This window comes from Bradyrhizobium sp. WSM2793 (assembly GCF_000379585.1).
In the GTDB taxonomy this organism is placed as follows: Bacteria; Pseudomonadota; Alphaproteobacteria; order Rhizobiales; family Xanthobacteraceae; genus Bradyrhizobium.
This window is the reverse complement of record NZ_KB902824.1, coordinates 12,903-26,265: the sequence shown is the minus strand read 5'-3', so window position 1 is coordinate 26,265 and position 13,363 is coordinate 12,903. Positions and strand designations below refer to the sequence as shown.

The window sequence follows — 13,363 nt, the reverse complement described above, 5'->3', positions numbered from 1 at the left end:
GAAGCGTCCCAAGACCCGTACCAAGAGAGCGTGATGTCCCCTGCCCGCAAGCGCGCAGATGTATTGCTGGTCGAGCGCGGCCTGTTCGAGAGCCGGGCGCGGGCGCGCGCGGCGATCGAGGCCGGGCTCGTCACCGCCGACGACAAGCCGGTCGCCAAACCGTCGGAGACGATTGCCGAGGACGCCGTGATCCAGGCCGAGTCCGCGCACCCCTATGTCTCCCGCGGCGGCGTCAAGCTCGCCGGCGCGCTGGAGCGGTATCCGATCGAGATCGAGGATCATGTCTGCCTCGACGTCGGCGCCTCCACCGGCGGCTTCACCGAGGTGCTGCTGGCGAACGGCGCGAGCCTGGTGTTCGCCATCGACGTCGGCACCAGCCAGTTGCATCCCTCACTGCGCGACCACCCCAAGATCGTGTCGATGGAAGAGACCGACATCCGCAGCTATGAGGGCAAGCGGCTGCCGGCACGGCCCGATGTCGTCGTCATCGACGTCAGCTTCATCTCGCTGAAGACCGTGTTGCCGGTGGCGCTGTCGCTGGCGGCAGCGCCGATGAGCCTGCTGGCGCTGATCAAGCCGCAATTCGAGGCTGACAGGAAGCACAACAAGAAGGGCATCGTCCGCGACGCCGCCGTGCACCGGGAAATCTGCGACGACATCGCCGCCTTTGCCGCTTCGCTCGGCTGCACCGACATCGAGATATTCCCCTCGCCGATCACCGGCGGCGACGGCAATATCGAATTCTTCCTGGGCGCGCGTCGTGGTTGAGCGCATCAGGATCGATCATGTCGGCCATCGCGGCGACGGCGTCTGCCTCGACGCCGGCGAAGCGATCTACGTGCCCTACACGCTCGGCGGCGAGACCGTCGAGGTCGATCACGTCGTGGGCCACCATCCCGATCGCCGCAAGCTGCTCGCAGTCGACGTCGCAAGCCCCGAGCGCATCGAGCCGTTCTGTCCGCATTTCGGCGTCTGCGGCGGCTGCGCCATCCAGCATTGGGCGGCTGAGCCATATCACGCCTGGAAGCGCGGCATCGTGGTGGAGACGCTGGCCCAGGCCGGCATCGATTGCGAGGTGTCGCCGCTGGTCGATGCCCATGGTGCCGGCCGCCGCCGCGTCACGCTGCATAGCCGCTTCGGCACGCATGACATCCTCAAGGTTGGTTTCTCCGCGACGAGCTCACACGACGTCATCCCGATCCATCGCTGCCCGATCCTCGATCCCGCACTCGATGGCGCGCTCGATGCCGCCTGGGCGCTCGCCGAGCCTTTGACGTCCAGGATGCCGGTGACCAAGCCGCTGGACATCCAGGTCACCGCCACCGCCAACGGCCTCGATGTCGACGTGCGCGGCTCCGGCCCGCTGCCGACGGCGCTCGTCACCGCGCTCTCGCGCGTCGCCGAGCAGCACCGCCTGGCGCGGCTGACGCGGCATGGCGAATTGGTGCTGCAACGCCTGGCGCCGACAATAAAGATGGGCCGCGCCGAGGTGACGCTGCCGCCGGGCTCGTTTCTGCAGGCGACCGTGGCGGGCGAAGAGACGCTGGCAGCGCTCGTCGCCGAGCGCATCGGCAAGGCCAAGGAGGTTCTCGACCTTTTCTGCGGTGTCGGTCCGTTCGCTCTGCGGCTCGCAGAGAAGGCCCGCGTCATCGCCTATGACAACGACGCCGGCGCTGTCGCAGCGCTGGCGAAAGCCGCGCGCACGCCGGGCCTGAAGCCGATCAAGGCCGAGCCGCGCGATCTGTTCCGCCGCCCCCTGGTGCCGCCCGAGCTACGTGACTTCGACGCCGTCGTATTCGATCCGCCGCGCCAGGGCGCACAGGCGCAGGCGCTTAAGCTCGCCGCGAGCAAGGTGCCGGTCGTGATCGCGGTGTCCTGCAACGTCGCGACATTTGCCCGCGACGCGCGGCTGCTGATCGACGGCGGCTATCGGCTGGAGGCGGTGGTGCCGGTCGATCAGTTCCGGCACACGCCGCATGTGGAGCTGGTGGCGCGGTTCAGCCGTTGAGGTCAGGCCGCTATGCCGATGGCTCGAATTGCGGCTGCCATCGGAGCAAATAGGACTGTAGCGAGCGCACCGCGATCGCCAGCAGGATGCCGACGAACATCATGACGAAGATGGCCACCATCATCTCGCTGGCATTGGCCCGCGCCTCCGCCTCGATGATGAGCTTGCCGAGGCCGCGCTCGGCGCCGATGAACTCGCCAACGATGACGCCGATCAGCGCAAAAGACACCGCCGGCAACAGCGAAGCGAACACCCAGGCGAGCGCGGACGGGATCACGACCGTACGCAGCACGGTGAACTCGCTGGCGCCGAGCAGACGGGCGGCAGCGATCTGGTCGCGATCGACCGCCCGCGTTCCCTCGAAGGTGTTGAAGAACACCACGAAGAACACGACGAGCCAGGCGGTCGCGATCTTGGAGAGATCGCCAAGGCCGAAGATCAGGATGACGAGCGGTACCAGCGCAATGCGCGGTATCGAGTTGAGCGCCACGATGTAGGGTCCGAACACGCGGGCAAGGAAATCCGAGCGGCCGAGAATGAGGCCAGCGGCGATGCCGCTCGCAGAGCCGAACAGAAAGCCCCACCAGGTATTCTTCAGCGTGACGAGCGTGGCGAGCCAAAGATTGTTGTCGTTGCCCCTGATACAGGCGGCAAAGCCGCCAGCGTCAGCGAAGCAGCCGAGCCGCAGAAAGCTCTGCCAGATCAGCGACGGCTTGGCGACAAAATAGGGATCTAGTATTTTGGGCACGTAAGCCCTCGGCAGCAACGCCTTGCTCCATTCAAAGCCCCACTGCCAGATGACGAGCACGGCTGCGAGAATGGCCAATTGCCAGAACAGGATCACGGCGCGGTTGTTAGACATGGTCAATCGACCCTGGTGCGGCGGAATTCTTCGCCGAGGGAGTGCCAGATGTGAGAATAGAGGCGGCCGAATTCGGCGCTCTCGCGCACGGCCACGGGGTCACGCGGCCGCGGGATAGCGACGTCGAAATCTTCCTTGAGACGCCCGGGCCGGGCCGAGAGCAGGATGATGCGGCTCGCGAGCGTCAGCGCCTCGCCGAGATCGTGCGTCACGAACAGCACCGTCTGCCGCTCGCGTTCCCAGATCTCCAGCAGCGTCTTGTGCATCTCCAGCTTGGTGTGGGTGTCGAGCGCACCGAACGGCTCGTCCATCAGCAGGATCTCGGGCTCCAGGATCAGCGTGCGCATCAAGGCGACGCGCTGGCGCATGCCGCCGGACAGCATGCGTGGAAAACTCTGACCAAAGCCCGAGAGCCCGGCCTTCTCGACCGCCGAAGCGACGCGGCTGGCGCGCTCGGTCTTCGGCAACCCGGCGATCTCCAGCCCATAGCCGATGTTCTGCTCCACGGTTCGCCAGGGAAATAGCGTATCGCGCTGGAAGACATAACCGACCCTGGGGTTGACCGTGCCGGTCTCGACCGCGTCCTCGTCGATCAGGATGCGTCCACCCGAGCGCGGCAACAAGCCCGCGACCATGTTGAGAATGGTGCTCTTGCCGCAGCCGGATGGACCCAGCAGCGCAACGAACTCGCCCTGCTTGACCTCGAATGAGACGTCATCCACCGCCACGAACTCGCGGCCGGACGCGTTGAAGCGCTTGGCAAGCCCCTGCACGGCAATGCGGACGCGCGCTGCCGCTGTGTGATCCTCGTCGCGCGCGAGCGCAAGGCCCTGGCCCGTCGCGGCGATCATTTGTATTTCGCCCTGGCGGCCTGGAGGAAGCTCATGTCGACGACATCCTCGTATTTGGTCTCTGGAATATCCGTGCCCTTGCGGTACCAGGGCTTGGCGCCGCGTTCGAACGCAGTCTTGTCGATGACGCCGTCATAGGCCCAGGTCGATTTGTCGAAGCCGAGTTCGGCATTGACCGCGTCGGGATCGATGCCCGAGAAATATTTCGGCGTGACCAGCGCCTGCACCTCCGCGAGTGGCGCCGCCTTCACGAACGCCATCGCGCGGTAGATCGCATTGACGTAGGCCTGCACCAACGCCTTGTCCTGCTCCACCGTGTCCTGGAGCGTGTAGATCACGAGCACGGGCAGCGTGCCGCCGAAATCCTTCTCGAACACGCCCGGCTTGGACGTGTCGTAAATCGTCCTGCCAAAGCCCTTCTTCTCGACCTCGACGATCCAGCTCGGCGGCGCCATGATGGCATCGAACTGCTTGGTCTGGAGCGAGGGGAACATCGTGTTGGTTCCGCCGCCTGCGACCCAGTTCACCTTGTCGCCGAGCCCGCGCGCTTCGAACACATAGGTGCCGAACACCCAGGTGCCCGAGCCGATCGCGGTGGCGGCAACGATCGGCTTGGCGCCGTCCGGCCGCTTGTAGTCGGCGAGCTTCTCGACCGAATTGATGCCGCTGTCGTGGAGGTCCTGCCGGACCATGATGTTGGCGTAGGAGCACACCATCTCGGTGGCGAGCAGGATTTTGCAGGGCTTGCCGCGCGCGCCGAGCTGGAGCGGGTGACTGGCATCGCCGTGCGCAAACAGCGCCTGCCCCGCCGCCAGCGTCTGGCGTCCGAACGTGCCGGCATTGCCGGTGATGAGCTTGGAATCGAGCCCCTCGTCCTTGAAGTACCCCTTCAGCTCGGCGATCATGCCGATGGCGTAGACCGGCGACACTGGTCCGAACGCAAGGGAGACCTGCTTGCTCTGCGCAAGCAATCGCCCCGGCAACAGCGATGCTCCGGCCAATGCGGAGCCCGCGATCAGCGCCTGGCGCCTGGTAATGCTCATGTGCTCCTCCTCCCTCGTTTTTTGTTCGATTACGCGGATCGGTCAGGACGGCGCGAACTTGATCGTCCCTGCTTGTCGCAGCGCCTCGATGTCTTCCGGAGACATGCCGATCTCGCGCAGGATCTCGCCGCTGTGCTCACCGATCCCAGGTGGATCGTAGCGGTTGGGCAGTCGCCTTCCGTCCATGGAAATCGGCAACAGCGGTGTCTTGGCCTCGCCGCCATCGGGCAGCCGAATATCGGTCAGGCCGCCCGACTGGTTGAGATGCGGATCATCGAAGAGATCGCCGGGCTTGTTGACCGGCGCGTAGGGCAGATCCAGCTGCTCGAGGCGCGCGGCGAGATCGGCCTTGTCCCATTGCTTGAAGATCTTCGCGATTTCCGGGATCAGCCAGCCGCGATGATCGACGCGGTCATTGCTCGTCGCAAACCGCGGATCAACGAGCCAGGCGTCACGATCGAAGGCGCGGCAGAACGCCGCCCATTGCTCTTCGCCGACGATGGTGACGAACAGCTTCGAGCCGTCCCTGGTGTCGAAGAGATCGTAGACCGGCCACGGACTGTCCTTGATGGAATACGGGATCGACGGCTGGCCGCTGACCACCTCGCACATCATGGCCTGCGCCATCAGGAACACGTTGTTTTCGTAAAGCGCGCTCTGGATGTAACGGCCGCGGCCGGTCCGCTGCCGCTCGGCGAGCGCGGCCTGGATCGCGATCACGCCGAACATGCCGCCCATGACGTCGTTGACCGAGGCCCCGGCGCGCATGGGACGATCGGGCAAGCCGGTCATATAAGCGAGGCCACCCATCATCTGCACCACTTCGTCGAGCGCGAGGCGGTTCTCGTACGGGCCGGGCAGATAGCCCTTGAGCGAGCAATAGATCAGGCGGGGCGCAAACGCCGCGACGCTCTCGTAGTCGAGGCCGATCCGTTTCAAGAGGCCCGGCCGAAAATTCTCGATCAGGACATCGCTGTTCTCGATCAGCCTGCGTGCGACATTCTGGCCGTCCGCGGTCGACGTATCCAGCGCGATGCTGCGCTTGTTGCGGCTGTAGGTGGCGAAGAAGCCGGCGGCTGGCCCCTTGAAAGTGCGGGTGCGGTCGCCCTTGGGCGGCTCGACCTTGATCACGTCGGCACCGAGATCGGCGAGGATCAAGCCGCAGCTCGGCCCCATCACCATCTGACTGAACTCGATGACGCGAAGCCCGGCGAGCGGGCGAAGCTCCGATGCCGTCTCATGTGCAGCCGTGGTCATGCCGCGCTCCGCAGGACTTTGGGAATGCCTGCCTCGTGCAGATGCCCCGTCAAATGTTTTGCCGGGATATGGCGGGCGAGGATCTCGCGCGTCTGCATCAGACGGTCGAGGTCGATGCCGGTGGAGAGCCCCATGCGTTCCAGCATGAACACGAGGTCCTCGGTGACGATGTTGCCGCGCGCACCGGGAGCAAAGGGGCAGCCACCGAGGCCGGACACCGCAGCGTCGAAACGGCGGATGCCGGCTTCGAGACCGGCGACGGCATTGGCAAGGCCCGCACCGAGCGTGTCGTGCAGATGCAGCCGCAGCGTCATTTGCGACCCGACCTCACCCCGCACGGCTTGGATGATCTGCCCGATCAATTTCGGGGTGGCATAGCCGACGGTGTCGGCAAGGCCGATCTCGTCGGCACGGGCCTCGGCAAAAGCGCGCGCCACCCGGCACACGGCTGCCTCGCTCACCTCGCCCTCCAGCGAGCAGCCGAAGGCGGTCGCAATCGCGCCCATCAATTGCGGCCGCTGGCCCACGGGCCGGGCGTCGATCGCGGCGCGGACCGCGCGAAATCCCTCGATCTGCTCATCGACCGTGCGGCGCACATTGGCGCGATTATGCGTCTCGCTGGCGGAGATCACGAAGTAGACGGCGTTGACACCGGCGGCGATGGCGCGCTCGGCGCCCTTCACGTTCGGCACCAGCGCACCGATGGTCGCCGATTTGTGCGTGAGCGCGTGTGTCATCACCGTATCGACGTCGGCGAATTGCGGCACGACCTTTGGCGGCACGAACGAGCCGGCATCGATCTCGCCCACGCCGGCAGCGGCGATCGTGTCGATCAGCGCGCATTTGGCTTCTGTCGGAACGAAGATGTCGAGATTCTGCAGACCATCGCGGGGAGCGACCTCGCAAATATGGACATCCGGCGCGCGTGCCATCGGGCTCTCCCTGGGTCGATTGTATATTGTTGCATAAAAGAACAATCCGTGGGACAGTCTGTCAAGCCCTAAATCTCGCGTGCAGTGCAATGAGCTCATCAGACAGTTCCCGACAACGCACCGACAAGAACGGTTCCGAACGCGCCGAACACCTTGCCGGGCTCATCATGGCGCTGGCCCGGCGCGAAGGCATGAAGGCCGGCGACCGCCTGATCGAACAAAGGCTTGCCGACGCGCTGGACCTTTCGCGCGCGCCGATCCGGCTCGGCCTGAAGGCGCTGGAAGCAGCGGGGCTGGCGCGCGGCGAGCCGCATCGCGGTTTTGTGCTGGCCAAGAATCCCACCAGCGGCGCAGCCCAACCGGCGCTCGCGGCAGTGAGGCGCAACGAGCAGGTTTATGCGTCCGTCGCAGGCGACGTGCTCGCGAGCCGGCTGCCGACCGACGTTACCGAGGCGGAGCTGATGCGCCGCTATGACGTCACGCGGGCCGAGCTGCAGCGGCTGCTGGACAGGATCGCTGCCGAGGGCTGGATCGCACGCCTGCCGGGCTATGGCTGGCGTTTCGCAGAGACGGTCTCAAGCCCCGAAGCTCAAGCACAGGCCAAGGCGTTTCGCGCGGTGATCGAGCCGGCGGCGATCGCGCAGCCGGGTTTTACGCTGCCGCAGGAGGTGATCACACGCCTGCGCGAGCGCCAACAGCGCGTGTTCGAAGGCGAGATCGAGAAGATGACGATCGGCGAGATCTTTCACTCCGGCTGCGAATTCCACGAAGACATCATCCGCGGCGCCGGCAATCCCTTTTTTCTCGAAGCGCTCAAGCGCGTGAACTCGATCAGACGCCTGTTCGCCTATCGCAGCTTCGCCGACCGCGACGGCATGCGCCGGCACGTGCGCGAGCATTTGCGCCTGCTCGACGTCCTGGAAACGCGACGTTACACGGAGGCGGCGGAACTGATGGCCAGGCACCTGCAAAGGCCGCTGGTGGCGGGCTTGTCGTGATGCCCAAACCAGAATTGCGTGGACCGGTCATCTGATCTTGATTCCGGTCAATCGTTCTGGGGCCCGTTGCTGCTAGAGGCATGCTGCGCAAAGGCATGGAGCGGACGTTTGTGGTTGACCGGCGACAGTTCATCGCGGCCGCGCTCGGGTTTCCCGCGGCTGCGATCGGCGGCTTCCCTGCCGCGGGAGCAACGATGACCTATGACGCGGCGGTGACGACGTCGCGGGCTCCACTGCAGGCCGTGCCGCGGGATCGCGAGCTCGTGCGCTTTGCCACCCTCGCCGCCAATAGCCATAACACCCAGCCGTGGGTCTTCTCCGCGCACGGCAACGAAATCACGATCGCGCCGGATTTTTCGCGCCGCTGTCCGGCTGTCGATCCGGACGATCATCACCTCTTCGTCAGCCTCGGCTGCGCCGCCGAAAACCTCATCCTCGCTGCATCCACGCTGGGCTGGCGCGCCGACCCGGTCATCGACGGCGACCGCATCGTGATCACGCTCGAGGAAACACCGCCCGCCGCATCGGCGTTGGCGGCCGCGATTCCGGTACGGCAATGCACGCGCGCGACGTTCGACGGCAGGCCGGCCCCGCCCGAGACCTTGCGCCGGCTCGAGAACGCCTGTCGCGAACCTGATGTCACAACCATCCTGCTGACCGAGCACGCCGCGATCGCGAAGGTCGCCGACTACGTGCTCGAAGGCAACGCCGCGCAGATGCGCGACAGGGCCTTCATGCGCGAGCTCGTGAACTGGATTCGCTTCAACGAGACGGAGGCGCTCGCGAGCATGGACGGGTTGTTCTCACCCGCCTCGGGAAACCCGTCCCTGCCGTAGTGGCTGGCGCGGCCGCTTATGAAACTCTTCTTCACGGAGAGCGGCGAAAACAAGAAGTACCGCGAACAGCTCGTCAGCTCTGCGGGCGTCGTCGTGCTCGGGGCCAATCGCAGCGATACACCGCGCTGGATTGCAGTGGGGCGCGCCTGCCAGCGCTTCGGCTTGCAGGCGACCGCGCTGGGACTGAAATATGCCTTCGTCAACCAGCCGGTCGAGGTGGCGGCGCTGAGGCCGCAATTCGCGGCCTCACTCGGACTCGGCGAGCGGCGCCCCGATATCGTGATGCGTTTCGGGTACGGCCCAGACCTGCCGAAATCGCTGCGGCGTCCGCCTGAACTGGTGATGCGATCCTAACGCCGAAGGCCACTCAGGGCCGGCGACTCGCCGGGCAGCATGTTCGATCTGATATCGCTGTCCATGCGACCCGAGTCCTGCTGGATGAAACCGGCGCCGAACGATAGGCTGAGGTTGGAGGTCGGTTTGAACTCGACGCCCGCAAATGCGCTGGTGCCGGGGGCCGCACCCGAGGTCAGCGGCGCCACCGAGCTGCCGATGCCATTGCCATATTTCAGCGTGTCGAAACCGGCAAAAAAGGTGACGGGCATGTCGCCCAAGGTTTTGGTGGTGTAGCCGAACTGGGTGCTGTCATACGAGAGCGCGCTGAAATTGCCGGCAAAACCGCTCTGACCAAATCCACTCTGACCAAGTCCGGTCTGACTGAGGCCGCTCCAATTGAGGTTGCCGCGCTGGCTACCGACGAAGAAGCCGTTCGCAAAATTGGTGCGCCCGCCTGCGTCACCGGCATTGAAGCTCGGAAAATTGCCGTAAGGATCGGAGCCCTGGCCATCGCTGCCGCCAAAGCCAAACGGTCCGCCCGGTATGACATATCTCAGCGGTGCAACTTGCGCATGAACGGAGGTGCCGCCGAGCCAGAGCACGGCGACGATAGCTGCAAGACCGCATGAAGCTGCAAGGCGGGACATTCGGATAACCTTCGAAAACCTCGCAAATCATACCCTCCGGCGATGAGGAATGCCAGCGAGGCAGCGCCGGCATCGCCTCAGCCGGGTTCCGGGATACCCATGCCGAAAGTGAGCTGATTGCCGTCGGCATCAACGATGTCGAAATCGCGCATGCCGTAATCGCGATCCTCCGGCTGGTTGATGGGCCTGGCGCCACGGCCGGACAATTCGGCATAGAGCAGGTCAACGTCGCGGACGAAAATGCAGAGGCCGCCCTGCCCGGGCAAGCGTTTCGTCCTGGCCGCTGCCAGCAGATGCAGGGCGACCTCCTCGCGACAGAGGCAGGCGTAGGACAGCGGCTCACCATATTCGAAGGTGACCTCGAACCCGAGCACGTCGCGGTAATAGGCGAGGCTCGCGGCGATGTCGGAGACGACGAAAACGGTGGCCGAGCCGGCCATCATGGGATGTTCGTCGGTCATCTGTCCTCTCCGTCGCGAGCAATCTCCAGAGCGCAGCCTAGCATGCGCGCCCGAGGTCTTGCACGGGCCGCGCCGCAACGTAAGCTGGTCAGGAAGCCGCGCTCTTGCCGCTGACGATCCCGCATCTGCGGGCCGAATGTCTGGCGCGGCTGATCGGCGATGGCGCCCTTGCGGCCGCCCGCGAAAGTCTTGCGCAAGGTCGAGCGGGAGTTGAAGGTGCTGCCCCAATGAAGCATGGAGAACTCGGTGACCTCTGACAATCCCGTCGCGTACGAATGCGTTGGCAACATCGCCCGCATCACGCTGCGCCGCCCGCCTGTCAATGCGCTGAGCCTCGAGATGATCCGCGCAGTTGTCGCCGCCTTCCGCCGCGCTGCGGACGATGACGGCGCGCGCGTTGTCGTGCTGGCGAGCGCAATTGCAAAACGTTTTTCGGCGGGCCTCGACCTCGACATCCTGCTTGGCAGATCCGGCGCCGAGATCCGGGAATTCCTCCAGGCGCTTTATATCGGCCTTTACGATGCCCAGTACGGGCTCGGAAAACCCTCGATCGCCGCGGTCGGCGGTGCGGCGCGCGGCGGAGGCATGACCATGGCGGTGTCCTGCGACGTGGTGCTGGCAGCCGAGAGCGCGACGTTCGGCTATCCCGAGATCGACGTCGGCGTCATTCCCGCGATCCACTACGCGCATCTGCCGCGCATCGTGGGACGACACCGCGCCTTTGAGCTGCTGTTCACCGGCCGGATCTTCAGCGCCATGGAAGCACGCGAGCTCGGCGTGGTGAACCGCGTCGTCGCGGATGCGGAGCTCGAGGCCGAGGTGGCGAAGCTCGCTGCGCAGTTCACCGGCAAATCGGCCACGGTGCTGCGGATGGGCCGCGCCGCCTTCATGCGCCAGATCGATCTCGATTATCGCCGCAGCATTGCGAGCGCCGTGGACGATTTCTGCAACGTCGCGACGTCGGATGAGGCGCAGGAGGGCTTGAGGGCGTTCGTGGAGAAGCGGGCGCCGAAATGGTGAGGACAGCAGGCCCCGCGCGTGTCGGGTCGCCGCGCGTTCAAGCGGTCCTGTCGACGGAGGACGATGAATCGGCCGGCGGATATTTCGTGACCGGCACCATGAAGGATTTCGTGCCGACCTGGTAGATGACCTTGCCGTTCTGCCCGTCATCGGTCGCGATCTGCGTCTGCCCGAACATGATGACGTTCTTGTAGACGTAGCCGGTGCCCTGGCGGGTGACGCCGTCGGTGGTGACGCTGACCTGGGCTTCCTTGCCATTGACCGCGAGCACCTTGAAGCTCGCGCTCTTGCCGTTGGCGCTGGAATAGCCGCCCCAGCTTCCCATGAGACGGCTGTCGGAAGCCGGCGGGGCCTGCTTCTCGAGATTGGCGGTCTGCTTGCCAGCGCCCCCGAACGAGAACAGCATCACCATGTTCTTGCCGTCCTTGGTGCCGACCGTCACCCCGCCAAAGGTGATGAGCGTGCCCTGGACCTCGGCAAAGCCGCGCTCGGTGTGCCCGTTATGGGTGTACTCGACCTGCGCGCGGGCCCCGCGGATGTTCACGACCTTGAAGCCGACGGGCTGGTTGTTGCCCACCCAATTGCCCTTCCAGTCACCAAGCAGCGCGCTCTGGTGATACAGCCGCTCATTGGCGGGAGAAATCTGGCTGGTGCTGGATGAGATGACGGCCATATGATTGCTCGGAAGACGGGCCCGACAGACCCACTTCGTTTGGCTTCAGCGATATCGGGACGCCGACTGAAACGGACAGAAACCGACCGATTAGGGCCATGCACCGGTTAACGAGCCGTTAAGTTCAACTGCCGGTTGGATGGGCAAAAGGTCTCAGCCCGGGGGCTTCAGCGCCCCCAGCGGTCCGACCATATCTTCTCGCCGATCAGGCAATTGACGCGCGGCTCCTTGTCGGCGACCCGCATCACGGGGCGCTCCGGCGTGCGGCCGGCGACCTCCATCAGCAGCTTGGTGCGGATCGCCTCCTTGAACTTGTCACGGTCCTTGATCGTTATGACGAAGGAGCCTGGACCGCCGATGACGCAGTCTTCGTAATAGAAATCGAGATTATCGATATCCATGGTCGAATAGGACGGCTCCTTGACCATGATCGGCAGGCCGTTGATGACGACGCCCTTCTCCAGCGCGGCGTCGCGCGCCACCGTGACGGGGCCGCCATTGTTGTTGGGGCCGTCGCCGGAAATGTCGATCACACGGCGCAGGCCCCGATAGGGATCCTCGTCGAACAGCGGCATCGCGAACGTGATCGCGCCGGAGATCGAGGTACGCGAGGCGCGCCGGATCGGCGTCTTCATGATCTCGGCGGCAACCGCATCGGCCGTCTCCGGTCCGTCGACCAGCCGCCAGGGAATGATGATCTTCTGGTCGCTCGAGGCGGCCCACTCGAAATAGGTCACCGCGATCCGACCGTTCGGACCGAGCTTCAGCGCCTGAAGAAATTCCTTCGACTGGATCGCCTGCGCATAGCCTTCGCGCTGGATCGCGAGCTCGTCCATGTCCATGGAGTAAGAGACATCGACGGCGAGGACCAGCTCGACGTCGACCGTCTGCGCGTCCCTGTCGGCCGCAAGCCGCTGCGGCTCGTTCTTTGGCGGTTCAAATTTTGGTCCTGGTGCCGCGATGCCCGCGACGTCCCCTCCGGCAAACATGCCGGCAACCAGCACAGCCCCGATCGAGAACAGCAAGCGCATCGCAGTCTCCCGTCGTATGACGCGATGGTGACATGCAATCGCCGAGCCGCAAAGGGCGAAGATCGCTTGCGCTTCACATTCAGGTTAGGAAGCTGCGGGTTGGGTATGTGCACGCCCTTGCGCAAAGCTGCCGCCGTGTTGCCGCGCTCGCGCCGCTGGAACGCGCCAGATTGCTCGCATCATCGGGCTCGCGATGCGCAAAGCCGGAACGACGAGCCGCGGGACAGAGCGTCCCGCCTACTTGTCCGGCACGATTTCCATGCTAGGTTGGCCAGACAGATGGGGATGGAGTCCCCCGATAACCGCCCGGCGGCCTTGAACCCGAATCCTGGACCGTAGTGGGCTGATGACTCCTGCTTGAGGAGGGGCAATCATTGAGCCTCTGCCTTCGGCGGGAGCATGGACAAA

16 protein-coding genes and 1 riboswitch are annotated in these 13,363 nt (G+C 64.9%); of the genes, 6 read left to right on the top strand and 10 right to left on the bottom strand.

Annotated features, from left to right (window positions below; translation table 11 throughout):
* Positions 1–33 precede the first annotated feature (33 nt).
* A complete protein-coding gene (locus tag A3AS_RS0137650; RefSeq protein WP_018322594.1) occupies positions 34–768 on the top strand; it encodes a TlyA family RNA methyltransferase in 735 nt (244 codons plus the stop codon).
* On the top strand, positions 761–2,008 hold the full coding sequence (locus tag A3AS_RS0137645) for a class I SAM-dependent RNA methyltransferase (protein WP_018322593.1): 1,248 nt from the start codon (positions 761–763) through the stop codon (positions 2,006–2,008). The genes A3AS_RS0137650 and A3AS_RS0137645 overlap by 8 nt, the downstream gene beginning before the upstream one ends.
* A gap of 10 nt (positions 2,009–2,018) precedes the next feature.
* On the opposite strand, the gene A3AS_RS0137640 is transcribed toward A3AS_RS0137645, so the two are convergent.
* From A3AS_RS0137640 to A3AS_RS0137620, 5 genes are read right to left on the bottom strand one after another with little or no spacing between them, the layout of a single operon-like run.
* Positions 2,019–2,870, bottom strand: a complete 852-nt coding sequence (locus A3AS_RS0137640; RefSeq protein WP_020508811.1) for an ABC transporter permease — start codon at positions 2,868–2,870, stop codon at positions 2,019–2,021.
* Between the two features lie 2 nt (positions 2,871–2,872).
* The gene (locus tag A3AS_RS0137635; RefSeq protein ID WP_018322591.1) at positions 2,873–3,721 is read right to left on the bottom strand and encodes an ABC transporter ATP-binding protein; all 849 of its coding nucleotides are present in this window, start codon (positions 3,719–3,721) and stop codon (positions 2,873–2,875) included.
* The gene (locus A3AS_RS0137630; protein WP_018322590.1) at positions 3,718–4,764 is read right to left on the bottom strand and encodes an ABC transporter substrate-binding protein; all 1,047 of its coding nucleotides are present in this window, start codon (positions 4,762–4,764) and stop codon (positions 3,718–3,720) included. Before A3AS_RS0137630 ends, A3AS_RS0137635 begins: the two co-directional genes overlap by 4 nt.
* Positions 4,765–4,806: 42 nt before the next feature.
* Positions 4,807–6,021 carry a CaiB/BaiF CoA-transferase family protein gene (locus A3AS_RS0137625; RefSeq protein ID WP_018322589.1) on the bottom strand — a complete coding sequence of 405 codons (1,215 nt, stop codon included), beginning with the start codon at positions 6,019–6,021 and terminating at the stop codon, positions 4,807–4,809.
* A complete protein-coding gene (locus tag A3AS_RS0137620) occupies positions 6,018–6,953 on the bottom strand; it encodes a hydroxymethylglutaryl-CoA lyase (RefSeq protein WP_026202774.1) in 936 nt (311 codons plus the stop codon). Before A3AS_RS0137620 ends, A3AS_RS0137625 begins: the two co-directional genes overlap by 4 nt.
* Here A3AS_RS0137620 and A3AS_RS0137615 point away from each other — a divergent pair.
* From A3AS_RS0137615 to A3AS_RS50245, 3 genes are all read left to right on the top strand, one after another.
* Complete coding sequence (locus A3AS_RS0137615; RefSeq protein ID WP_244550723.1) at positions 6,947–7,951, top strand: GntR family transcriptional regulator; 1,005 nt, start codon at positions 6,947–6,949, stop codon at positions 7,949–7,951. The genes A3AS_RS0137620 and A3AS_RS0137615 overlap by 7 nt on opposite strands.
* 80 nt (positions 7,952–8,031) lie before the next feature.
* The gene (locus tag A3AS_RS0137610) at positions 8,032–8,787 is read left to right on the top strand and encodes a hypothetical protein (protein WP_371260748.1); all 756 of its coding nucleotides are present in this window, start codon (positions 8,032–8,034) and stop codon (positions 8,785–8,787) included.
* 18 nt (positions 8,788–8,805) lie between these two features.
* The gene (locus A3AS_RS50245) at positions 8,806–9,141 is read left to right on the top strand and encodes a hypothetical protein (protein ID WP_371260747.1); all 336 of its coding nucleotides are present in this window, start codon (positions 8,806–8,808) and stop codon (positions 9,139–9,141) included.
* On the opposite strand, the gene A3AS_RS0137605 is transcribed toward A3AS_RS50245, so the two are convergent.
* The 3 genes from A3AS_RS0137605 to A3AS_RS0137595 all read right to left on the bottom strand — a co-directional run bounded on the left by A3AS_RS0137605 (position 9,138) and on the right by A3AS_RS0137595 (position 10,491).
* Positions 9,138–9,770: a hypothetical protein gene (locus A3AS_RS0137605; RefSeq protein WP_018322587.1), complete on the bottom strand. Its 633-nt coding sequence runs from the start codon at positions 9,768–9,770 to the stop codon at positions 9,138–9,140. The two genes, A3AS_RS50245 and A3AS_RS0137605, sit on opposite strands and share 4 nt — an antisense overlap.
* Before the next feature lie 77 nt (positions 9,771–9,847).
* A complete protein-coding gene (locus tag A3AS_RS0137600) occupies positions 9,848–10,231 on the bottom strand; it encodes a VOC family protein (protein WP_018322586.1) in 384 nt (127 codons plus the stop codon).
* Positions 10,228–10,491 (bottom strand): hypothetical protein, encoded by a 264-nt coding sequence (locus tag A3AS_RS0137595; RefSeq protein WP_157644502.1) that lies wholly within the window; start codon positions 10,489–10,491, stop codon positions 10,228–10,230. The genes A3AS_RS0137600 and A3AS_RS0137595 overlap by 4 nt, the downstream gene beginning before the upstream one ends.
* Here A3AS_RS0137595 and A3AS_RS0137590 point away from each other — a divergent pair.
* On the top strand, positions 10,478–11,251 hold the full coding sequence (locus A3AS_RS0137590; protein ID WP_026202772.1) for an enoyl-CoA hydratase/isomerase family protein: 774 nt from the start codon (positions 10,478–10,480) through the stop codon (positions 11,249–11,251). The genes A3AS_RS0137595 and A3AS_RS0137590 overlap by 14 nt on opposite strands.
* A gap of 37 nt (positions 11,252–11,288) precedes the next feature.
* Here A3AS_RS0137590 and A3AS_RS0137585 read toward each other — a convergent pair whose 3' ends face one another.
* Both A3AS_RS0137585 and A3AS_RS0137580 read right to left on the bottom strand, forming a co-directional pair.
* Positions 11,289–11,924, bottom strand: coding sequence for a hypothetical protein (locus tag A3AS_RS0137585; RefSeq protein ID WP_018322583.1), 636 nt, complete (start codon positions 11,922–11,924; stop codon positions 11,289–11,291).
* Between the two features lie 167 nt (positions 11,925–12,091).
* Positions 12,092–12,955, bottom strand: a complete 864-nt coding sequence (locus A3AS_RS0137580; RefSeq protein ID WP_018322582.1) for a DUF1194 domain-containing protein — start codon at positions 12,953–12,955, stop codon at positions 12,092–12,094.
* 272 nt (positions 12,956–13,227) lie between these two features.
* Positions 13,228–13,318, top strand: a riboswitch (Fluoride riboswitch).
* Positions 13,319–13,363: the final 45 nt, after the last annotated feature.